The sequence below is a fragment of the Metabacillus crassostreae genome, assembly GCF_016908395.1.
GTDB lineage: Bacteria > Bacillota > Bacilli > Bacillales > Bacillaceae > Metabacillus > Metabacillus crassostreae.
Window position 1 is genome coordinate 590,677 of the sequence record NZ_JAFBDU010000002.1, and the last position, 22,584, is coordinate 613,260.

Annotated in this window: 20 protein-coding genes; 4 read left to right on the forward strand and 16 right to left on the reverse strand. The window is 33.7% G+C overall.

All coding sequences use genetic code 11. From position 1 onward, the window contains the following. Nucleotides 1-4 precede the first annotated feature (4 nt). The 5 genes from aceB to JOC75_RS10460 form a co-directional block, all read right to left on the reverse strand. Complete coding sequence (aceB, locus tag JOC75_RS10440; protein ID WP_204953985.1) at nt 5-1,594, reverse strand: malate synthase A; 1,590 nt, start codon at nt 1,592-1,594, stop codon at nt 5-7. A 255-nt stretch (nt 1,595-1,849) separates the two neighbouring features. Further along, a complete protein-coding gene (locus tag JOC75_RS10445) occupies nt 1,850-3,127 on the reverse strand; it encodes a M48 family metallopeptidase (RefSeq protein ID WP_204953986.1) in 1,278 nt (425 codons plus the stop codon). Between the two features lie 92 nt (nt 3,128-3,219). After that, nucleotides 3,220-3,525 (reverse strand): AzlD domain-containing protein, encoded by a 306-nt coding sequence (locus JOC75_RS10450; RefSeq protein WP_204953987.1) that lies wholly within the window; start codon nt 3,523-3,525, stop codon nt 3,220-3,222. After that, nucleotides 3,518-4,249, reverse strand: a complete 732-nt coding sequence (locus tag JOC75_RS10455) for an AzlC family ABC transporter permease (RefSeq protein ID WP_204953988.1) — start codon at nt 4,247-4,249, stop codon at nt 3,518-3,520. Before JOC75_RS10455 ends, JOC75_RS10450 begins: the two co-directional genes overlap by 8 nt. 51 nt (nt 4,250-4,300) lie before the next feature. Then, a complete protein-coding gene (locus JOC75_RS10460) occupies nt 4,301-4,852 on the reverse strand; it encodes a helix-turn-helix domain-containing protein (protein ID WP_204953989.1) in 552 nt (183 codons plus the stop codon). Nucleotides 4,853-5,002: 150 nt separating this feature from the next. Between JOC75_RS10460 and JOC75_RS10465 the strand changes: the two genes are divergently transcribed. Beyond that, a complete protein-coding gene (locus JOC75_RS10465; RefSeq protein WP_204953990.1) occupies nt 5,003-5,755 on the forward strand; it encodes an SIS domain-containing protein in 753 nt (250 codons plus the stop codon). Between the two features lie 85 nt (nt 5,756-5,840). Here the strand turns inward: JOC75_RS10465 and JOC75_RS10470 are convergent, their stop codons facing one another. Both JOC75_RS10470 and nagE read right to left on the reverse strand, forming a co-directional pair. Then, on the reverse strand, nt 5,841-6,566 hold the full coding sequence (locus JOC75_RS10470; RefSeq protein WP_204953991.1) for a UTRA domain-containing protein: 726 nt from the start codon (nt 6,564-6,566) through the stop codon (nt 5,841-5,843). 224 nt (nt 6,567-6,790) lie between these two features. Further along, nucleotides 6,791-8,242: an N-acetylglucosamine-specific PTS transporter subunit IIBC gene (gene nagE, locus JOC75_RS10475; RefSeq protein ID WP_204953992.1), complete on the reverse strand. Its 1,452-nt coding sequence runs from the start codon at nt 8,240-8,242 to the stop codon at nt 6,791-6,793. A 294-nt stretch (nt 8,243-8,536) separates the two neighbouring features. Here nagE and nagA point away from each other — a divergent pair, with 294 nt between their 5' ends. Continuing rightward, nucleotides 8,537-9,736: an N-acetylglucosamine-6-phosphate deacetylase gene (nagA, locus tag JOC75_RS10480; RefSeq protein WP_204953993.1), complete on the forward strand. Its 1,200-nt coding sequence runs from the start codon at nt 8,537-8,539 to the stop codon at nt 9,734-9,736. 62 nt (nt 9,737-9,798) lie between these two features. Continuing rightward, on the forward strand, nt 9,799-10,545 hold the full coding sequence (nagB, locus tag JOC75_RS10485; RefSeq protein WP_204953994.1) for a glucosamine-6-phosphate deaminase: 747 nt from the start codon (nt 9,799-9,801) through the stop codon (nt 10,543-10,545). A gap of 509 nt (nt 10,546-11,054) precedes the next feature. On the opposite strand, the gene JOC75_RS10490 is transcribed toward nagB, so the two are convergent. From JOC75_RS10490 to JOC75_RS10515, 6 genes are all read right to left on the reverse strand, one after another. Then, nucleotides 11,055-11,849 carry an ABC transporter ATP-binding protein gene (locus tag JOC75_RS10490; protein WP_204953995.1) on the reverse strand — a complete coding sequence of 265 codons (795 nt, stop codon included), beginning with the start codon at nt 11,847-11,849 and terminating at the stop codon, nt 11,055-11,057. After that, nucleotides 11,824-12,819 carry an ABC transporter permease gene (locus JOC75_RS10495; RefSeq protein WP_204953996.1) on the reverse strand — a complete coding sequence of 332 codons (996 nt, stop codon included), beginning with the start codon at nt 12,817-12,819 and terminating at the stop codon, nt 11,824-11,826. The genes JOC75_RS10490 and JOC75_RS10495 overlap by 26 nt, the downstream gene beginning before the upstream one ends. Before the next feature lie 12 nt (nt 12,820-12,831). Continuing rightward, nucleotides 12,832-13,842: an ABC transporter substrate-binding protein gene (locus tag JOC75_RS10500; RefSeq protein WP_204953997.1), complete on the reverse strand. Its 1,011-nt coding sequence runs from the start codon at nt 13,840-13,842 to the stop codon at nt 12,832-12,834. Nucleotides 13,843-14,137: 295 nt separating this feature from the next. Further along, on the reverse strand, nt 14,138-15,694 hold the full coding sequence (locus JOC75_RS10505; RefSeq protein ID WP_204953998.1) for a fatty acid--CoA ligase family protein: 1,557 nt from the start codon (nt 15,692-15,694) through the stop codon (nt 14,138-14,140). A 599-nt stretch (nt 15,695-16,293) separates the two neighbouring features. Next, entirely contained in the window at nt 16,294-17,286 is a 993-nt protein-coding gene (locus JOC75_RS10510; protein ID WP_204953999.1) for a lipoate--protein ligase, read from the reverse strand. A 13-nt stretch (nt 17,287-17,299) separates the two neighbouring features. Next, nucleotides 17,300-18,037 (reverse strand): MBL fold metallo-hydrolase, encoded by a 738-nt coding sequence (locus tag JOC75_RS10515; RefSeq protein WP_204954000.1) that lies wholly within the window; start codon nt 18,035-18,037, stop codon nt 17,300-17,302. Nucleotides 18,038-18,277: 240 nt separating this feature from the next. On the opposite strand from JOC75_RS10515, the gene yhfH reads away from it, so the two are divergent. Then, the gene (gene yhfH / locus JOC75_RS10520; protein ID WP_204954001.1) at nt 18,278-18,412 is read left to right on the forward strand and encodes a protein YhfH; all 135 of its coding nucleotides are present in this window, start codon (nt 18,278-18,280) and stop codon (nt 18,410-18,412) included. Between the two features lie 247 nt (nt 18,413-18,659). Here the strand turns inward: yhfH and JOC75_RS10525 are convergent, their stop codons facing one another. The 3 genes from JOC75_RS10525 to JOC75_RS10535 form a co-directional block, all read right to left on the reverse strand. Then, complete coding sequence (locus JOC75_RS10525) at nt 18,660-19,679, reverse strand: LacI family DNA-binding transcriptional regulator (protein WP_204954002.1); 1,020 nt, start codon at nt 19,677-19,679, stop codon at nt 18,660-18,662. Nucleotides 19,680-20,310: 631 nt separating this feature from the next. After that, nucleotides 20,311-21,294 carry a GMP reductase gene (gene guaC / locus JOC75_RS10530; RefSeq protein ID WP_204954003.1) on the reverse strand — a complete coding sequence of 328 codons (984 nt, stop codon included), beginning with the start codon at nt 21,292-21,294 and terminating at the stop codon, nt 20,311-20,313. Nucleotides 21,295-21,659: 365 nt separating this feature from the next. Continuing rightward, a complete protein-coding gene (locus JOC75_RS10535) occupies nt 21,660-22,409 on the reverse strand; it encodes a DeoR/GlpR family DNA-binding transcription regulator (RefSeq protein ID WP_204954004.1) in 750 nt (249 codons plus the stop codon). Nucleotides 22,410-22,584 lie beyond the last annotated feature (175 nt).

Sequence of the window (22,584 nt, forward strand, 5' to 3'; positions counted from 1 at the left end):
CTTTCTATAGTTTTTCATAGCTAGGAATTGTTAGAAACTCAGTAAAATCATCTTGCTTTACAAGTTCATCAAATACTAAAATTGCTTCTTCAAAATACCCCTTTTTAAATGCAATTTCACCAATTGTTTCTTTAATGTTACTAATCTCTTCATCTCTTAATTGGTCATAAAGGTTGAAAGTTAGCTTTCTTCCATCCTCTAAAATTCCACGTGGATGACGAATCCATTGCCATACTTGTGCTCTTGAGATTTCAGCTGTTGCAGCATCCTCCATTAAATTGTGTATTGGAGCAGCACCTCTTCCACTAAGCCAAGAAGCTAGGTACCTTATTCCTACATCAATATTTGTTCTTACACCCTCTTCTGTAATCGTTCCATCAGGGACCTCTAGAAGATCCTTAGCAGTTACGGCTACATCCACTCGTTTTCGGTGAATTTGGTTTGGAGTTTTCATATGCTGGTCAAAAACTTCTTTTGCCACCTGTACGAGTGCTGGATGTGCTACCCATGTTCCATCATGACCATCAGTTGCTTCTCTTTCTTTATCAGCGCGTACCTTATGAAATGCCTTCTCATTTTCTACATGGTTATTCTTTATCGGAATTTGTGCTGCCATTCCTCCCATTGCATGTGCATTTCGCTTATGACATGTTTTGATAGCAAGTAGTGAATATGATCTCATAAAGTGAACAGTCATTGTTACTTGTGCACGATCTGGAAGAATAACAGCTTCACAATTTCTAAGTTTCTTTAGATAGCTAAATATATAATCCCACCTTCCACAATTTAAGCCAGCAGAATGTTCTTTTAACTCATACAGAATTTCATCCATTTCAAATGCAGCCATTATTGTTTCAATAAGAACTGTTGCCTTTATTGTACCCCTAGCAATATTTAACTCTTCCTGAGCAAAAATAAATACATCATTCCAAAGTCTTGCCTCAAGATGATTTTCTATTTTTGGTAAGTAAAAATATGGACCACTTCCTCTTTTAACAAGCTCATGGGCATTGTGATAGAAAAATAGTCCGAAGTCTACCAAACTTGCAGACATCCGTTTACCATCTAGTTCGATATGCTTTTCCTCAAGATGCCAACCTCTTGGTCTTACCTTCAACGTCGCTATATTATCATTCAACTGATATACTTTACCGCTTTCATTTTGAAATGAAATAGATCTACGAACAGCATCCCGAAGATTAATTTGACCATTCATCGCATTTTCAAAGCTAGGAGATGTAGCATCTTCAAAGTCTGCCATAAATACTTTTGCACCTGAATTTAAAGCATTAATAACCATTTTTCGATCAACAGGACCTGTTATTTCAACACGGCGATCCATCAGATCTTCTGGAATTGGGGCTACAGTCCAATTTCCATTTCTAATTTCCTCTGTTTCTTTCAAAAAGTCTGGAAGCTTACCTGAATCAAGCTCTTGTTGCCTTTTCTTTCTTTGCTGTAACAGCTCTTGTCTTTGGTTACCAAACTTTCTTTCTAGCTTTTCAAGAAAATCTAATGCCTCTTGTGTTAGTACTTGATGAAATGATTCTTGCATCTCTCCAACAATTTTACATCCTGTCATTTGGGTTGCCATCGTAGAAAGAACACCTCACTTTTTATTGTTATAATACAGATTGTTATAACTAAAACTAATATATAACAGATTCATTAAAAATGGAACAATTTTCTTTTAAAAAAGTAAAAAAATAAAATTTGGCTATATAGGGACTGTATTTAGCTCATAAAAAATACCTAGTGCGAAATACACTAGGTCTAAAAAAATCTGTTATAACACAGGTTAAACATTCATGGAAAATGTAAGATACACTTTTGAACTAATAATCAGTATCTACTCTTTATGCTTATTTACATTTCCTTTTCCATGCTCCTCAAGGTAGATAATACGTTCAAGCATTGTTGGATGTGTATAACGGAAAATTTTTATTAATGTCGGTGGATTTACCTGACTTAAGCCAGCTTTTGATAGTTCCTGAAAAGAGCTTATTGCTGCTTCATGATTGTTTGTCATCTCAATTGCATACATATCAGCTGATTTTTCCTGATATCTGCCAACTGTGTTTGACAAAGGATTAGAAGCAAACGTTAATACGCCAAGCAAAAGTAAAAACAATGGAAAGGCTGTTAATTCCTTCATTGAACGAATTTTAAGCAATGAGCCAAAACGATTGATACAGAATTTCATGAGCAAATGTATAAAAAATAGACCGAATAAACTTAACAGTAAATACCCTGCAATTCCAACATAAATATGTTTTTTAACATAATGAGCCATTTCATGAGCCATGATGAATAAGACTTCATCATCATTTAGTCGATTTAATGTTGTATCCCATAACACGATCCTAGAATTTGACCCTATTCCAGTGACATAAGCATTTAGTGCATTTGTTTTTTCAGACATATTGACTTCATATACATGCTCAGCCGGAATGTCTGCTTTATCAGCAAGCTCTAAGATCTTCGTCTCTAATTCTTTGTTTTTTAAAGGTGTAAAATCATTGTATAGAGGATCAATTAAAACTGGTTGTACAAACATTAAAAACATTGAAAATGGAATAGATAAAAACCAAGCATAAAGCCACCACTTTTTCTCAAACCGTCTAATTAACCAAAATACTACAATAACAATCGTAGCCATTAGCAGATAATTAACCCAGAAATCAATAAGCTGATCCTTCATCCATGCAGGAAAGGTTTGGGTTGTAATATGATAGGTTGTAGAAATTTTATAACTTATTAAATTTACTGGTAATGACAAGAATGAGATAAATAACGATAACCAAAAGAAATAAACTGCTGATTGTAAGAATGAAAATCTTGAAGTAGCTTGTGACCACTCTTGTGTTTTTCTAGACAAACCTGTAATCAAAAACACAAACAATAAAAACCATTCAAATGGGACTGTCACTAAATAAAGAAAGCTTCTTATTGTTGAATATTCCTCTGATAACAGCTGTTCTCTTCCTGACATAAAGGTCCCTGGATCTGCTGGAGTTCCTATGTAAGGAGCTGGTATTCCAGTATCAGAAAACACAAACAGATACCAATAAACGAGTAACCCATAAATAAAATAAGCAAATATCGATCGTGTTAGCCATTTTCTCAAGTAGTCATTCCCCCTCGAACAAGCTCTTATTATAGTTTAGTAAGTACTGAATTACTTTAGAACTTGAAAAGGTCTATAATTGTTATCGTGCCCTAGAAGAACATGCTATATAAAACCAGTGTCCCGATTGACCCCATAACCACAACAATCACATTTGCACCTGTAAAAGCAATTAGTGTTGCAGCAAGTGCCCCAATAATTCCAAACACTATATCATCACTTATAAGAAATATACCAGGTACGATTAATGCACCTAATGTTGCATAAGGTACATTCTTTAATACATTTTGGACAAATAATGGTAGTTTTAACGAACTTAATGCAACAAGTGGAATCATTCTTGGAATATATGTGACAATTCCCATTCCGATAATCATCATTAGGATTGTATTATCCATTGTGATTCACCTCTTTACTTTCAACCTTCAGATAAAAAAGCTCAACAAGAACGGCAGACACGATCGTTGATAAAACAATTGCCCAGCCCGTTGAGATTGCTTGTGATGCATAGCATAACGAGTTTAAGATTGCCGCTAGAACTGCTAAGAATAGGACTTTACGATGCTTTTTTAAAGATGGAATGAGTAAGCCAATAAACATAGCGTAAAGAGCAATTCCCATACTCTCTTGAACAGTTGTCGGAAGACTGGCGCCTATTACATAACCAATTCCTGAATTTACAACCCAGCTAGCATAAGAAATAAGCATTAATCCAAATAAATAACTCGCGTTTACAGTTCCCTCCTTTGTAGAAGCAACTGTAAATGTTTCATCTGTTAATCCGAAAGAATATAGAGCTTTTTTCCACAATGGATCATCCTCCACTTTTTCACTTAAAGATGCTGACATTAAAAAATGACGGATGTTCACAATAAATGTTGTGAATATAATTTCAATTACTCCGGTTCCAACAGCTATTAAACTTAGAGATATGTATTGTGAAGCACCAGCAAAAACAATTAAACTCATCATGACTGTTTCAGAGAGAGATAAACCAGTCGATTTTGCTAGAAGTCCAAATGTTAATGCAACTGGTAAATACCCAATCGCAATACTTAAACCTCCTTGTGTACCTTGAAGGAAGCTAGATTGTTTCTTTCCTAAGGAAGTGATTGTTGCCATCTTCATTTACTCCTTTTCTAGAAAACTGATATAACTATTGATAGAAACAACTCAAGCATAATAAATTAATAAATAACAACTTGTTTTTCTATCTGTAAAATTTGCATATGTGTGGGTTTGAGTTGCCTCAAATTTCATTGAATCTCCCTTTTTCATAACATATTCCACTCCTTGTATGACCACAGTTGCTTCTCCATCACAAACTAGAACATACTCCTCAACACTTCCATGATGACGATCAGATGTATGAACACAGCCAGGCATAATCTCCATAAAATAGATTTCAAACTTTTTTGAGGAATCAAAAGGGAAATAAGGATATACTTGTAACAGTTCATTATTTTCTGTTACAGCTGTTTTTTCTGACAGTCTTACAACCGATACAGTCGGTTCTTTTTCTTCGACTAATGATGAAAAAGACACCTGCAATCCATTTGCTATTTTCCATAAAGTATTAACAGTTGGACTTGACTCTCCTTTTTCAATTTGCGAAAGCATCCCTTTGCTTACACCTGTTATCTGTGCGAGCTGATCATAGCTATAACCTCTAAGTTTCCGAATATTTTTTAAGTTCTCTGCAATTTGTGATTGAATTGATTTCATATAATCTCCCATAATTTGTTATCGTATAGTATATTATACGTTTGTATTTTATAATAAACAACATTTATTATTAAATTGGTTTCTAAATCTTACTTATTTCCTACAAATCTATATTTAAGCTATCTACTAACTATTTTGAAGGTGATGACAATGCTAACAGCTTACTTTGAAGAGATACAAAAAAAATTACAATTTGTTCTAAATAAAGAAAAAGAGAAAATGGAATTTGTTTCAAATAAAGTAGTTGAAACGATTCAAAATGATGGGATTATCCAGCTCTTCGGATGTGGTCACTCTCATATCCTCACTGAGGAGGTGTTTTATCGAGCAGGAGGGCTAGCCCCAATTAAACCTATTTTAATTGAGCCCTTAATGCTACATGAAGGTGCTATTAGATCCTCGCAATTAGAAAGACAAAACGACTATGCAGAAGAATTTATGAAAAAACAAGACATTCAAAAGCATGATCTAGTTATTGTAATTTCTACATCAGGGATTAATCCGGTGCCAATTGATGTTGCCATCCACGCCAAAAAGGCAGGTGCATATATAGTTGGATTGAGTTCGTTTGAGTATCATAAAAGTCAATCATCTCGACATAACAGTGGACAATATCTTGCTGATGTTGTTGACCTACCACTCAACAATCATTCAAAACTTGGTGATGGCACATTACATTATAAAGACTTTGAAGTAGCCTTTGGTCCTACATCTACTGTCATAGGTGCTGCCATATTAAACGGAATATTAGCTGAGGCAATAAAGCTTATGATTAATAAGGGAATGAAACCACCTGTTTTTATTAGTGGCAATGTTGCTGGAGCTGATGATCATAATAAAACACTACTAAACAAGTATAGCGATCGCATCGATTTACTAAGGTTTAACAACAATACTCTATAATATAAAATTAATCCCCTTTCAAGTAGATCTAAGCATGCCTACTTGAAAGGGGACTATTTTTATTATTCAAGGATAAAACACCATATCATTTCCGCTCAATCCCTATTTTAAACTTATATCGATCTGCACGATAAGAAGACTTTACTATTTCTAATGGCGTTCCATTTTCTAAGTAGGTTTCCCTCTGTATGAGTAAAATAGGGACTCCTTTATTGACCTTTAAATGCTTACTATCTTCTTCATTCACAATAGCTGCCTCAACAGTTTGTGTTGCGTGCCCAATACTTAAATTTAGGTTGTTTTCGATATATGTGTATAAAGATTTATCTAGGATATCAGGGGTTACACCAGGTACAAGCTTTACAGGGAGGTAACTAGTTTCAATAGCAATTGGTTCCTCATTAGCTAGTCGTAGTCTTTTGATTTTATAAATAAGTTCATCATCCTGTAGACTTAGATTCTCTTTAATGTCATTATCAGCAGGATATATTTCAAAATGCAGTAATTTACTTCCTGGCTTTAAGTTTCGTGCCAGCATGTCTTCTGTAAAGCTTGTAAGGCCTTGTAAACTTTGTTCAAATTTTTGACTAGATACAAAGGTTCCTTTTCCTTTTTCTCTGAAAAGGTAGCCTTTATTCACTAGGTTTGTTATCGCCTGCCTTACTGTCATACGGCTTATTTGATAATTCTCTGAAAGCTCACGTTCTGATGGCAAAGCATCTCCTGGAACTAACTCTTTAGATTCTATCGTTTTTTTTATTTGCTCTTCTAACTGAAAATACAAAGGAAGAGGAGAATGTTTGTCAATCACATAAAAATCTCCTTTCAACATCACTATTCATTATTATATTAATACTAGTAGCATTTTACAATTATAAAGAAAGGATATATTCACACATATGGTAACCTTTACAATACTATTCATTCAGATTCTTTACTGTTAAACGTAGAAGCTATGATACCATTCACAAAGCAGATCATTTCTTAAAAGAAAAAACTACCTGCATAAATTCACAGGTAGTCTAGCTAGTCTGTCTATTTTCTTAATTTTTCAATCTCATCAGCAACAAATTGTACCTGTGTTCCGACAATAACTTGGATACTTTGTTGACCAACAATATTTATTCCAGGTATTCCTGTTGATTTGATTTTGTTTTGATCAACAGCATCCATGTTTTTCACTTCAATTCTTAAGCGAGTTACACAATTATCAACAGATGAAACATTTTCATCTCCGCCTAATCCTTCATAAATTGTTTTCGCCATATTCTCAAACTTATTTTCAGAAGTCGATGTGTTATCATGAACTTCTTCAACAGATTCTTCAGTATCTGCTTCTCTACCTGGAGTAGCTAAATTGAATTTTGTAATCAAGAAACGGAATAGAATATAGTAGATTACTGCGAAAAATAAACCTTGTATTAATAACATATATGGTTGATTTGCCAGTGGTAATCTTGAACTTAAGACAAAGTCTACAAAGCCTGCACTAAAACCAAACCCTGCTGTCCAATTAAATAATGAAGCAATTGCCAATGACAATCCTGTTAATGCTGCATGAACAACATATAAAGCAGGAGCTAAGAACATAAATGAAAATTCAAGTGGCTCTGTTACGCCTGTGAAAAATGATGCAAATCCTGCAGCTATCATTAGTGAAGCAGCTTGTTTCTTCCTTTTTGTTTTGGCAGTATGATACATAGCTAGTGCAGCTGCTGGTAAGCCAAACATCATAATTGGGAAGAATCCAGCTTGATACATTCCTGTTACACCTTTTGTTCCAGTACCTGCCCAGAAGTTACCAATATCATTTATACCTGCAACATCAAACCAAAATACTGAATTTAGAGCATGATGTAAGCCTGTTGGAATCAGTAATCGATTAAAGAAACCGTATAAACCAGCTCCAATGAAATCCAACTTACTAATAGCTGTACCAAAAGATACTAAACCTGTGAAAATAACAGGCCATGCAAAGAACAATACTAATGATGCAATTAACATTGAAACAGCAGTCATTATTGGCACTAGACGCTTTCCACTAAAAAATGCTAGTGCAGCTGGTAATTGAACTTCACTAAAACGATTGTACATAATCGCAGCAACAATTCCTGATAAAATTCCTACGAATTGGTTTCCTATTTTAGCAAACGCTGGATTAACTGCTTCTGGATCAATTCCTTGAAGCATTGCGACTGAATTAGTTGATAGTAAAGTTGTTATAACTAGATAAGCAACTAACCCACTTAATGCAGCAGATCCATCTTTATTTTTCGACATCCCTAATGCAACACCGACTGCGAATAAAATCGACATATTATCAATAATTGAAGATCCTGCTTTAATCAAAAAGGCTGCAATCGGACTTCCAGCACCCCAGCCAGTAGGATCGATCCAGTAGCCTATCCCCATTAAGATCGCGGCTGCTGGTAAAACTGCTACTGGTAACATTAGAGACCGACCAATCTTTTGTAAATAATTCATCATAGAATTCTCCTCCTATCAGATAAAAAAAGTAAAAAGGTAAGAAATTAAATAACTTTAAATAGTTCTGTTATCCCTTAAAATATTCACCAACATCTAATCGTATAGATGAAAGCGTTTTACAAAACTATATTAACACCTATTTATCTAGATGTCTATACCAATTTTATATAATAAATAGAGTTATTTGTCATTATTTTTGTTATATAATCATACATACTTTTAACTGGTATAGACAACTAAAAATTGAAATGTTATTCTAAATACAAGAATATGTAAAACAAAGGAGTAATCTCTATGCATTCTTATTTACCAAAAATAATAGTTATAAATGGAACGATTTACTCTGAAGATAAAGTTATAGATAATGGATTTCTTAAGATAGATGATGACAAAATCAGTTCTATAGGCACTATTGATAGGCTTCCGAAATCAGAAGATTATCATGTGATTAATTTACCTAGTAATTATAGAATCATTCCGGGTATGATCGACATTCATATTCACGGAGCTAATGGTGCAGATACTATGGATGCTACAAAAGAGAGCCTTGATGTTATAGCTTCAACACTTCCGAAAGAAGGAACAACAAGTTTTTTGGCTACGACAATAACAGAACATTCAATTGCTATTGAGAAGGCTTTACACAATACGGGGACATATATCCAAAACTCTCAGACTCAAGGCTTTGCAGAGGTGTTAGGTATTCATTTAGAAGGTCCTTTTATTCATGAAAATAAAGCTGGTGCTCAGCCTGTTAAACATATATTGCCTCCTAATATCTCAACATTTAAACGATGGCAAGAAATATCTAACAATCAAATTAAACTTGTTTCACTTGCACCTGAGCTTACTGGTGGAATAGATTTAATAAAATATTTAAACCAACAGGATATTATATCTTCTATCGCACACTCACAAGCAACATATGATGAAGTCGTTCATGCAATACAACATGGTACTTCACATGTTACTCACTTATTTAATCAAATGACCGGTCTTCATCATCGAGAGCCTGGAATTGTTGGAGCTGCATTTTTAAGAGATGAATTAATGGTTGAGATAATTTCAGATGGAATTCATATTCGTCCAGAAATTGTTAAGCTTGCTTACAAACAATTATCAGATGAAAGAATGATCTTAATAACAGATTCTATGAGAGCTAAATGGCTTGAGAATGGAAAATATGATTTAGGTGGACAATTAGTAACAGTAACAGATGGAAAAGCGTTATTAGAAGAAGATACATTAGCAGGTAGTGTTTTAAAAATGATTGATGCGTTTAAAAATATACAACTCTACACCGGATGTTCAATTATAAGTGCGATTAAAATGACTTCAGAAAATCCAGCAAAACAATTAAATATGTTTGATCGTAAAGGAAGTATTTCAACAGGTAAAGATGCAGATCTTGTTATCCTTGATGAGAAGATGGATGTTTTTATGACAATTTGTAAAGGAAAGATTGCTTATACAAAACAAGAGGAAAATGAATAAAATCTATAAGTAAATCAATACTGCTATTACTAATTATGAGATAGCTTGAGGAGATGAATCTATTGAAAATCATTGAAGTGAAAAACTATCATGAAATGAGCCGAAGAGCCGCTGAGTATATCATAAATAAAGTAAAAATAAAGCCTAAACTATATCTTGGTTTAGCTACAGGTGGTACCCCAAAAGGTGTGTATCAAAACATAATAGAAGATCACAAACAGAATCATACTTCCTACGAACATGTGACAACATTTAATTTGGACGAATATATTGGTCTTAAGCAAGAAAATCCAAATAGCTATTATCAGTATATGTATGAAAATTTATTTAAGCATATAAATATCTCTTTAAATCATACTAATATTCCTTCAGGTTTAAATGAAAACAATCAAGCCGAATGCACTCAATACGAAAGGAAAATTGTTGACGCAGGTGGAATTGATTTACAGCTTCTAGGTATAGGAAGCAATGGTCATATTGGTTTCAACGAACCAGGAACCTCCTTTAAAACGGGAACACATGTCGTTGATCTAGCTTCTTCAACTAAGAAAGCAAATGCACGATTTTTTAATAATCTGAATGAAGTTCCTTCACAAGCAATCACAATGGGAATTCAAACAATTATGGAAAGCAAAGAAATTCTTCTTATCGTTTCAGGAAAAGCCAAACAAGAAGCAATGGTTAAATTACTAAGTGGTGTTGTGACAGAAGACTTTCCAGCGTCCATTTTAAATCATCACCATAACACAACAGTCATTGCTGACGAAGAAGCAATGGAACTTGTTAAAAATATGAGTTATGTACGCTAATTGAAAGAACTGCAAACTGAAATTTCACAGTTAACTTAGAATTTAGGCTGTTTTCGTAAATTAATGTTGCTGTTAATAACTTGAAGGAAACAGCAATGATATAAAGGTTATTAGCTACCTTTCTTTATAGACTAGTATCTATTATACCTGAAAACACATTAGGTACTAGGTGCTAGATACTAATGTTATATCAATAATCTTTCTTAAGAAAGCCTTTCTTTAAGATCAGAGTTTTAAAACTACATTTATAACATTATAGTGAAATGTAGCGGAAGACACTTGACTCCTGCGGGTGCAGAGGAAAGGTCGAGACCCCACAGGCGAAGCCGAGGAGGCTTGACTTCCTCCCCGCGGAAAGCAAGTGTCTGCAGCGAAATGAAACGAACTAGTTACTACCCATCAACTTATTTAAAACCACAAAATACACTCATCTGTAAAATAGCCTGTAGCCCCACAGCCTACAATAAAAAAGGTACATGTCCCTCAACCAATGTGGGACATGCACCTTTTTAAATTAGTAATGCTTTATCAGATAATGAACTATCCGATTTAATTTTTGAGAACTCCTCAAGTAATGAACTTACTGTTAAGCCCTCTTTCTGTTTTCCTTCAGCTTGGAAAACAATATTACCACTATCCATCATAATCAATCGGTTTCCTAAATCAACAGCTTGTTGCATATTATGTGTAATCATCAAAGTCGTTAGATTACCTTTTTCAACAAGTTTTTTAGTTAAATTAGTTATCAGCTCTGCTCGAGATGGATCAAGTGCTGCAGTATGCTCATCTAATAGCAAAATATCAGGCTTAGTGAATGTTGCCATCAATAGCGACAACGCTTGACGTTCTCCTCCAGAAAGTAAGCCTACTTTAGCAGATAATCTGTTTTCTAAGCCTAATCCTAGCATTTCTAGCTGTTCTTTAAAAAACAATCTGCGTTTTGAAGTCACACCAGGCTTTAACGTCCGTTTATGAACACGAGAATATGCAATAGCAAGATTTTCTTCAATTGTTAACGTTGGAGATGTACCAGCCATTGGATCTTGAAACACTCGGCCAATATAGCGGGAACGTTTATACTCTTGAACATCAATCATTGATTTCTCTTTAATAAGCACATCACCGTCATCAGGAGTGATTCGTCCAGCTATGACATTTAATAATGTCGATTTTCCAGCACCATTACTACCAATGACAGTGACAAAATCTCCTTCATTTAAAGACAAATTCAATGAGTTTAACGCTATTTTTTCATCAACAGATCCTTCATTAAACACTTTATATATTTGGTCTAATTGTAGCATCGCCTACACCTCGCTTTCTGCGTAAGCCTTTTTTTCGCTTATCCTTTTGTTTATCAATAATTTGTGGAATAACAAGAGCCCCAATGACAATACATGCAGTAATCAGCTTCATATCACCAGTTTCAAAGAAGTTCACTCTGAGTGCCATCGCAACGATAATACGATACAAAATCGCACCGATAATAACGGCAATTGTTGCTTTTACAATCGTTTTTGTACCAACTATTGCTTCTCCAATAATAACTGATGCTAGGCCAATAATGATCATTCCGATCCCCATACCAACATCACTAAATCCATTGTATTGAGCAATAAATGCACCAGAGAATGCTACAAGAGCATTTGATAATCCTAAGCCGACAATTTTAAGCATATCTGTGTTAGCAGAAAAGCTTGTAATCATATTTTGATTATCACCAACAGCTCTAATTGCAAGTCCCATCTCAGTTTTCAAGAAATAATCTAAAATATATTTAATAACAAAGATTAAAATTAGCATGATAATAACAACAGACCATGTTTTAGGAACAAATCCTTCGAGTCCAATTGAAATGAAAAGCTGTTGGATGGCAGCGTCAATACCAAGCTTATTCCATCCCTCCAAAAGCTGAGTAAAAACCGTTTCTTCTTGTAATAATGGTACGTTTGATTTCCCCATAATTCTAAGGTTAATAGAATATAGTGCAATCATCATCAAAATTCCTGATAGAAGTGGATTAATGTTTCCTTTTGTATGCAGTACCCCTGTGATACAGCCAGCCAAGAAGCCCACGATTAATGCGACTAAAGTGGCAAGGAAAGGATTAACACCATTAACAATTAAAACAGCACTTACTGCTGCACCAGTAACAAAGCTACCGTCAACTGTTAAATCTGGGAAGTCTAATATTCGAAATGATAGGTATACTCCAAGAGCCATTATCGCATAAATTAATCCTGACTCTACTGATCCAAATAGGGCTGTAAACATCTTTCATCACCTTTATTCTAAAATTTCTGCTTCTTCTTTCCATTCTTCTTTTACTTCAATTCCCATATCCTCTGCAGCTTTTGCATTAATTTGTAGCTTAAGCTTTTGTGGATATTGAACAGGAATTTCGCTTGCTTTTTTCTCACCATTTAAAATACTAACAGCCATTTCACCAGCTTCAAAGCCGATATCATAGTAATCAAAACCATAAGCAGCAAATCCACCGCGTTCAACTGAATCTAATTCTCCAACAAATAATGGGATATCAGAATCACTAGCTACTCCAATAACACTTTCAAGAGCTGAAACAACTGTGTTGTCTGTAATTACATATAAAGAATCAACTTTTCCTATTAATGATTCTGTCGCTTGCTTTACTTCTGCAGATGTTGATACTGATGCTTCAACAACCTCTAAGTCTGTTCCTTCCATTGCTTTTTTCACTAATTCAATTTGAGCAACAGAGTTTTGTTCACCAGAATTATAAATCATTCCGACTTTATTTCCATCTATATTTTCATCAATGAATTTCACAGTATTAGGTATCGCATCTGGATGTGTGTCAGTTGTACCTGTAATATTTGCTCCTGGCTCTTCAAAGCTAGTTACCAGTCCGCCACCAATAGGATCTGTTACAGATGTAAAAATGATTGGTATATCAGTTGTTGCATTTAAAGCACTTTGTGCACTAGGTGTTGAGTTAGCAAATATTAAATCTACTTTATCACCAACGAAATTATTAGCAATCGTTTGGCTATTATTTTGATCTCCTTGAGCAATTTGCACATCATACTCTACTTCTAAGCCCTTTTCTTTTAAAGCAGCTTTAAATCCTTCTAATGCCGCATCAAGTGATGGATGCTCAACAATTTGGTTAACACCAATTGTGTATGTTTTTGCTCCTTCTGCAGAGCCACTTCCTTCATTTTTACCTTCAGATGATGATTCACTTGAACCACAGCCTGCTAATGCTAAAAAACTAGCTAACATTAGACCTGAACCAATTTTCCAACCTTTATTCATGTTAAACTCCCCTTTTTTACGTTTCTATTTTTTAAATAATCCCTTTTATGCTTTTATGCTTTCATTGATTAAATTATACAGAAAAAGAGAAATAGTTCAATATTTTTTGAATATTTTCATAAATTTTCTTTCATTTTCAAAGATTATTGGTAGAAACTATCAAAAAAGCAGTCTATAAAATGTTATCCGGAGAAAGCTTTAGGATTTTACTCATAGTCATTCATATACAAAAAAACACAAATATCTGCACGATATTTGTGTCTAGCATCTTACTTTATTGTATTCTTCTAAAGTATCATTTTTGGAGAACTTGATCTTTTAATGCTCTTCTTAAAATCTTTCCTGTTGTATTCTTAGGTAATTCTTCTAAGAATTCAATAGAATTTGGAATTTTATATTTAGCGATACGCTCTTTACAATAATCAAGAAGTATCTCTTCAGTTATTTGGTTATTTTTTACGACAACAAAGCATTTCACTGCTTCACCAAAATTTGGATCTGGAATTCCAAGAACAGCCACTTCGACCACATCTTCATGATTATATAGAACTTCCTCAACTTCACGTGGATAAACATTATAGCCACCTACAATAATCATATCTTTTTTTCGATCTACAATATAAAAATAACCATCTTCATCTTTTTTTGCTAAATCACCAGTATAAAGCCAACCATCTCGGATCGTAGCTGCCGTTTCTTCTGGCATCTTATAATATCCTTTCATTACATTAGGTCCTTTAACAATTAATTCACCTACTTGATTTGGTGGTAACTCTTCACCTAATTCGTTTACGACTTTATTCTCTACATTTACAATGCTTGTTCCGATTGAACCCGCCTTTCTTGGGCGATCAAGAGGATTAAAGCACGTAACCGGTGAAGCCTCTGAAAGACCGTATCCTTCTGAAACCATCACATCAAATTTTTGCTCAAATCCATTTAAAAGCGCAACAGGCATTGATGCTCCACCAGAAATGCAAATTCTTAAAGACTTTAAGTCAGCCTTGTTCGCTTGATCAAATTGAAGTAAAAAATTATACATAGTCGGTACTCCAGCAAAAACAGTTGCTTCATATTTTTTTACTAAATTGAATATAATCTCAGGACTAAATCGAGGTACAACAAGTAATGTCGCTCCATTCATTAATGGTGCATTTAATGAAACTGTTAAACAGAATACATGAAACATAGGTAATGTTGTCACAACAATATCATTGTTAGTTATTTCTAAATAATTTGCTGTGTCAATTGCATTACTATAAAGATTTTTATGTGTGAGCATGGCACCCTTAGGCTTACCAGTTGTACCAGATGTATATAAAATAACAGCGACATCATAATCATTCAGCACAGGACCATCAAATTGTGCTCTGCCAACAGAAAGCATTTTTGTAAACGATTTCAATTTTGTGTAGATATTTAGCTTAGTAATATCAAGTTCTGCTTTGTTTTCATTTGGTGGAGTTTCACAGGTTATTATATGACCTACTGTAGGTAATATCGCCTCCATTTTTTCAAATAGTGGAAGTAGTAGATCCAATGTAACAACAGCCTTAACGTCTCCATTGTTAATAATATAAGCAATCTCATCTGGAGTATAAATAGGATTTATCGGAATAACCGTTGCTCCTGCACGAATAGCCCCGTAAAGAGAGATAATGAAGTATGGTGAATTTCCTAATACAACTGCAACATGATCTCCCTTGGAAATTCCTAATTCATTTAAGCTACTTGCAAACTTATTAATTGCCCCTTCAAGCTGTAAATAGGTTGTTTCAGTGCCTTCAAAAATAATTGCTGGCTTATTACCATATTCCTTTACTGTTTGTGATAACTGTAAAGATAAATTCATTCTCCCACCCCTTAGTAGTAAAAATGAATGAATAACCATTCATTTTTTAGTCATAAAAAATATGCAATTGCATAACAGTTTTCTCAGATGCACTTCTACTTCTAATAGAATATTGATTTTATAAAAACACAACTTAACGTAGCTTCTTACCCCTTAGCTATTCTTCCATTATTCATTGCTTTACATTTATACTGCGTTAAGCATAAAAAATATTCTACCTATATTATATTGAAAGAATTCATAATATTCAATGACCTGGAATTGATTCCACATGTAAAAGTTTGAAAATATAATGTTATTTATCAAGTGTTTAGTATGTTATATATAAATCTCAATTGATATATATTTGACATTAATAAAATAAGCACACCAAACCATTGCAAGATTTAGTATGCTTATCCTTATTTCATATAGGCTCTTTTTTGAGAAACTGTTGCTATTTTCCTTAATTTTGCAATAGAAGCATTGTTTTATTGCATAATAAGGGACTAACCTATGAAGAATAGATGCCACTATGCTTGATACAGTATTGTTTACTTAGGATTGCAAAACAACTACGAAAACATCCTTCACATAGTAAAAACTCTTAAGTGAATTAATTAATAAATTAAATTGATAAATTCTTCTTTATCAATTTTTCCAAAATATTTTTTTACATCAATATCACTCAAAGCTGTTTCAATGGCTGCTCGTTCATATTTTATGTCAGTTAGAGAATGTTCAACTTCTTCCACATCTCCTACTCCAAAAAAGTCACCGTAGATCTTACAATTCTTGATGATCCCCTTTTGAACCTCAAAACGAACATCAATTGATCCAACAGGAAAACGGTGTGAATGCTGATAGTTGAATTTTGGCGATTTTCCATAATTCCAATTCCAATTTTGATAACGATTTTGAGAAATTTCGTTTATTTTCTTCCAATCATCTTCTGTTAGTACATATTGTGGGATCGTATCATAATCACCAAAAATTTGGTGAAGCAACAGCTCTCTAAACTGCTTTATTGACACTTTCTCATCCAAATATTCACTTATATTTGCAACCCTGCTTCTAATAGATTTTATCCCTTTAGATTCAATTTTATCTTTTTTAACCTTCAGTGCTGATACGACATTTTCAATTTCAGAATCAAATAATAATGTACCATGTGAAAACATTCTTCCCTTTGTTGAAAACTGAGCATTTCCAGAGATCTTTCGTCCATCATTAGCGATAATATCATTTCTACCGCTTAGCTCTGCTTTAACACCCATTTTTCCTAAAGCTTGAACCACAGGCTCTGTAAACTTTTTAAAATTATGAAAGCTTTCACCATCATCTTTAGTAATAAAACTAAAGTTTAAATTTCCTTCATCATGGTAAACAGCACCACCACCAGAAAGTCTTCTAACAACATGGATAGAATGATCTTCGACATACGTGGTATTAATTTCTTCAATTGTGTTCTGATTTTTACCAATTATGATTGATGGTTCATTTATGTAAAATAATAAATAGGATTCTTTAGGATTTAAATGTTTAACCGCGTATTCTTCTATTGCTAAATTAATTTTTGGATCTGTAATTCCTTGATTATCAATAAATAACATTCATTTTCCTCCTTTAATTGCTACTCCATGTAAAGCCAGTTTTTGCAAGAGAAATTTCACCTTTATATTCATTTCTAGCTTCTTTAATAAGATCTTGATGATCACCAAAATGAGGTAAATGTGTTAATAAGAGTTTCTTAACATTTGCTAAATGGGCTATTCTACCAACCTCTGTACTGTTCATATGACCAGCTGCTGTTCCATCCTGATTTCCATATAAGCTACACTCTGCGATAAGCAAATCTGCCGAAGATGAAAATGATATAAATTCGTCTTGATAGCTTGAATCTGCAGTATATACTAGGCTTGAGTTTCCATCAGATATTTTCATAGCAAAGCAAGGTGCAGGATGAATCGTTGGTAAAAAAGATATTGTAAAAGGACCAACTACTATTTGTTGTGTATGATCATATTCGATTCCTTTAGTTGCTTGCTTATAAGTTAATTTTTTATAAGCCTCCTGATCTAAAGCATGTGCATAAATTGGTAATGTTTTATCTTTATTATGAATGAGAGATGTGACATAACATGCATATTGCAATGGTCCTATATCTGCTATGTGATCATGATGGTAATGAGATAATACAACAGCATCTAATTGATCAATTGAAATACTTTCTTGTAGCTTTGATAATACAGCACTGCCACAATCGATTAATAAGTTAAAACCATTTGATTCAATTAAATATCCAGAGGTTGCTTCATTTGCTTCTGGATATCCACCCCAATAGCCAATAACCTTTAATTTCATGAAACATCATCCTCCTATTTCTCCCTATCATTATACAAGCTTGTTAGCTATTCTTCACGTATTCCCCATTATGAGTCAATAATCAAGAAAATATCTGGTTAATAGCCCTTTTTTCAATGAATTAACATTGATATATCAATATTTAGCACAATTCGCAATAAGTTGTTACAAAACAGTTGTTGACACTTTATTAACTGTTATAATACAATGACAGTAACAAATGACATGGAGGGATTACAAATGATGATGAAATTAACTGAATTTTTCAGAAACTTACCGAGAAAACAATGCAAGGAATGTGGAAATGAAATTGAAGAACAGCATGAATGTTATGGTAATACATGTAATGAGTGTCTTCATGTAAGCGATTTATAATTCTACAGTTAATGTACTAAAGATCTCATATTAATAGTGCATCGATTTTATTACTTCAATTAAAATCTGTTAATATAGTTATTTGCCCCTAGTCTCACTAAATAAGCCAATTGAATTCTCAAAGTCTTCACTGCTAGAAACATTGCAATCTAGAAGAGAAGTATTCTCTTAAAATTTGCATGGGTATCAAAAAATTGCTTTAAAAAAAGAAAAGGATGCGATTGTATTTAATCGGCATCCTTTTCTTTTATGATGTCGCAACTAGATTTCTACGAAACATTGTGGAATCTCGTAAAGCTAGCTTTGAGGCAAACTCATGTTTTTCAAAAGAACGAAATTGTTTTTTATGTATTTTTTCATAAATTACATCCATAGCTTTCGATGCCATTTCTTCAACTGGCAATATAACTGTTGTAACCATAGGCTCGATAATTTCGGTTAATTCCATATTGTCATAACCTACAATTGCTAAATCATCTGGTAATCTCCATCCAGCCTTCTTCGCCTCAGAAATGATTCCAGCTGCAACAGCATCACTTCCAGTGAAAATAGCAGTTGGACATATGTTCAAATTCTCCATTTCTCGGAATATGTGTCTTCCATCATTAACTGTGGAAACCCTTTCAAAATGAAGTTTACTTTGAAAATGAATACCTGCCTCAGCTAGCGCTTTTATAAAGCCTTCTTTTCTAGCAGTCATTCCCTCGCTTATATATCCATTTGAACAATAAGCTATATGTTTATGTCCTCTTTCAAGTAGATGTTTCGCTATCATATATCCACTTTTTGTTTGATTAATAAACACCATCGGAATCTCAGCTTGCTCTACAACCTCATTACAAAGAACAATTGGACCATAATTCAAATAAGAATCAATGATTGCCCAATCGTTTTCAATAGATGTCATGATAACCCCATCAACCTGTTTCGTTTTGAGTAGGTTTAAATAACTTCTCTCTTTCTGTTTTGAGAATTGAGTTTGACAAATAATCAGCTGGTAGCCCTTTGCAGAAGCTGCCATTTCTAATATTTCTATGAGCTGACTAAAAAAGGGTGTTGATATCTTTGGAATCAATACAGCAATAATCTGAGACTTTTGATTTCTTAAGCTTCTAGCAGCCGAATTCGGAACATACCCCAAATGTTCCATTGCCTGCTGAACAAGCTTTTTCTTTTCATCAGAAACATATGGATGGTCATTTAATACTCTTGATACTGTTGTTCTCGATAAACCGGCTAACCTTGCGACATCTTCAATGGTAGACAAAATTTCTCCCTCCCCATAGGCTCTATGTTGCCCACCTTGCTTGACACTTGGAAACGTTTTCATACTTCATTATATGAAAATATCATTTTAATTTCAATGTTTTTTTACATCAAATGTTAATTTATTGTAAAGCCCATTTTAAAAATAACTATTTTCACTCCAATTTACATCCTAAAGAAACACCTTTTGATAATCAAAACAAATAAAAAGAGGCTGGGACATATTTAAAGAAATAATCCAAAAAGACGAATAAATCTAAATTCAGTTAGGTTGAAAAAACAAGTTCGTTCCATTACGCTGCAGACACTCGCGTTCCACGGGGAGGAAGCTATGCCTCCTCAGCTTCACCTGCTTAGGTCTCAGCTCTTCCTCTATTTCCGTAGGTGCCCTAGTGTCTTCCGCTCCATTTCACTAAGTTTTTAAAATAGAATCCAAAATCAAGAAATCTATTGAAGACGGCAGATAAAAACCCGTATTATTAGGCGAATGATAATTGAAATATCACCTAATAATTCGGGTTTAACATTAGCTTAACTACTTATGTCCCTGCCTCCATACTATCAGTACATACACGATAAAACCACTGTTACTAAGCATGAATGAATTTGATCAATTAACACAATAAGAGTGTTTAATAAACCTTATCTCCATTGAAAATTGAGTTTTTAACAACTACATAATCAACATGGCGAATGGCTTCTAAATGTGTTCCACCTGCATATGAAATAGATGATTGTAAGTCCTGTTCCATTTCAGTTAATGTGTCCTGCAAGGATCCCTTATGCTCAACAAACATTTTTTTACCTTCTACATTTTTCTTTTCACCTTTTTGGAACTCTGAAGCAGAGCCGAAATATTCTTTATATAGCTTGCCATCTTTTTCAGTTGTTTGACCTGGAGATTCCTCATGTCCAGCAAATAAAGAACCAATCATAACCATAGAGGCACCAAAACGAATGGATTTAGCAATATCTCCATGTGTACGAATACCACCATCTGCAATAATAGGTTTGCTTGCTGCTTTTGCACACCAGCGAAGTGCTGCAAGCTGCCAGCCACCAGTACCAAAACCCGTTTTTATTTTTGTAATGCAAACCTTTCCTGGTCCAATTCCAACCTTTGTTGCATCAGCACCAGCATGCTCTAGCTCTCTTACCGCTTCAGGCGTTCCTACATTTCCAGCTATTACAAAGCTCTGTGGTAAGTGCTTTTTGATATGCTGAATCATTTCGATAACTGCTTTGGAATGTCCATGTGCAATATCTATTGTAATAAATTCAGGTGTAAGTTGTTTCTCTGATAATTGCTCGACAAATCCATATTCTTCTTCTTTAACACCAACACTTATTGAAGCGATTAAACCACGAGCATTCATATCTTTAATAAATTCTTCTCTCTTTTCAGGTTCAAAACGATGCATTACATAGAAATAACCATTTTCCGCTAAGTAAATGGCGATCTTCTCATCTATTATAGTCTGCATATTAGCAGGCACTACTGGTAGTTTAAATTTATGTCCACCAAGGGTAATACTTGTATCACATTCCGATCGACTGTTCACAACACATTTTGCCGGAATTAATTGAATATCTTCATAATCAAATACATTTTCCATATTTAGCACTCCTAAAAACGAATATTTAAAAGGTTGTTATTATATATTGTTCGTACATTAGGTAATTTACATTATTTCTTACCTTATGTCAAAGGTTTTACATTGGCTATTTTGTTAAAGCTTATGAAATTCTTATTTAATACCAATTAGACTTTAAACAATCTGATCTTGATATTATTTCTTTCTTTTATAGTTATAAATCATTCTTTTTCTGCAAAACTAAAAAATACTTTCGATTTTGATCTTACTAATAATATTGGTTTTACTTTTTACAGATCTTAGAAAATGAACTTAATAATGAACCTTATCTTTAAATCAAAAAAACTGTTCCTCATGTCAACTCAAGGAACAGCTAAGCGAAAGATTTAATTTACAAGAATAATCTCAGTGTTTTCTTCATATTTGTTTAATTGAGTCGCAGGTTCACTATTTGTAATAATTTTCACCTCATCCAATTCTGCAAATTTAGAAAATGACACTTCCCCAAATTTACTACTATCAGCAAGAATAAAGGCTTCTCGTGATAATGATATAGCCCTCTCTTTTATTTGAGCTTCTTCAGGATCTGGGGTTGTTAAACCAAGATCATGATGAACTGCGTTTGTTCCCATGAAGCACTTATCAAAACGGTAATTCTTAATACTTGTGTATGCATCACGACCAATTGTTGCTTTCGTTACTTTTTTCACATAACCACCGATAAAATAAGTAACAATATCCTTTTCAAGCAATGCTTCTAGATGGTCAACACCGTTGGTTACAACAACAATATCTTTTTGGTTCAAATAGGTGATTACCTGATAAGTAGTTGTTCCTGCATCCAAATAAATACAATCTCCATCTTGAATTAAATTTGCCGCATATTTAGCAATGATTCCTTTCTCATCAAAGTTTTTAGTCGTTTTTTCGTTAACACTTGGTTCTTCTCGTTTACTTTGAATTAATGAAGCTCCTCCATGAACTCTTTTTAAATAGTTTTGTTTCTCTAATTGATCAAGATCACGTCTTAACGTTGATTCAGATGTATTCGTTAAATCCACTAATTCCTGGAGCTTTACATTTTTTTTCTCTTTTAATAGGTTTAATATAATTTGATGCCTTTCAGTTATAAGCATAATCTAACCTCCAAAACACAATGTATGGCTTATTTAGTTCTAATCTTCATTCTAATAGTTTATATGAGAAAATACACAGTAAGTTTTTTAATTAATGGCTCTTTCTCAGGTTTAGGTCGTTATCTCCTTGATATCGACCTTTAGCTCTGCTTTTCCTCTGCCTTTTGGTTTTCAT